This is a genomic window from Micromonospora sp. M51 (assembly GCF_018070305.1).
GTDB classification, from domain to species: Bacteria; Actinomycetota; Actinomycetes; order Mycobacteriales; family Micromonosporaceae; genus Micromonospora; species Micromonospora parva.
The window spans coordinates 1-414 of sequence record NZ_JAGPXZ010001545.1; the positions used below are offsets into that span (position 1 = coordinate 1).

A 414-nucleotide genomic window follows, 5' to 3' on the forward strand; every position below is an offset into this window, starting at 1 on the left:
GCCCGGCTCGCCGGTCACCAGGACGAGGCCGCCGTGACTGGTGGTGGCGCGGTCCAACTCGGCGCGCAACAGGCCCGCAGGATGATCCCGCCCGATGATGGCGTCGCCGCGCCGCGCGTCCATGGTTTCCAGACGGTACGGCAACCGTCCGACAGCGCGAGCGAGTTAGCCGGCCGATCCCCTCTCCTGATCCCAGGGGAGCGCACGTGTCGATAGGGCGCTGTCGAGCTGATGTCGCCAATGAATCGACCCTACCTGTCACTAAACTTCCCTATCGGCATAGGATAGGGAACGATGACGGAAGACATGTACTCAGTTGAGCAGGTGGCCGACCGGCTGGGGCTGCACGTGAGGACGGTGCGCAGCTACATCCGCTCGGGCCGGCTGCGCGCGGTGCGGATCGGCAAGCAGTAC

1 protein-coding gene is annotated in these 414 nt (G+C 66.4%); it reads left to right on the top strand.

The annotated features are described in order from the left end of the window. Positions 1-306 precede the first annotated feature (306 nt). A partial coding sequence (locus KBX53_RS35875) for a helix-turn-helix domain-containing protein (protein WP_210864130.1) occupies positions 307-414 on the top strand: 108 nt, incomplete at its 3' end.